The 293-nt window shown below is 56.0% G+C and carries 1 protein-coding gene; it reads left to right on the forward strand.

The window, feature by feature from the left end; all coding sequences use genetic code 11:
• Positions 1–64: 64 nt before the first annotated feature.
• On the forward strand, positions 65–293 hold a 229-nt coding region (locus tag ACLJNW_RS24415), incomplete at its 3' end, for a UUP1 family membrane protein (protein WP_410961245.1).

A 293-nucleotide genomic window follows, 5' to 3' on the forward strand; every position in this document is an offset into this window, starting at 1 on the left:
GTTTGAAATACTCGGCCGGGAAACCCGGCTGCAAACCTGATGCAAAACCTGCTGAGTAAACGACATGCGCTCTCTCAACCTGCATCTGAAAGTCCTGATCGCCATCCTGCTGACCCTGGGTGTGGCGATCACCGCCTATCAGATTTTCGTCCAGGGTATTCCCGTTACCGAAGCCGAAACCGATGACCTCTGGAACATCGATGCCAAGGTCGACTTCGTCGCCACGCCGAAAACCCCGGTCAAGGTGCAGATGTTCGTTCCGCCGTTGAGCCAGGACTACGTCAGCCTCAACG

The organism is Salmonella sp. SAL4457 (assembly GCF_046548235.1).
Lineage (GTDB): Bacteria > Pseudomonadota > Gammaproteobacteria > Enterobacterales > Enterobacteriaceae > Salmonella > Salmonella enterica.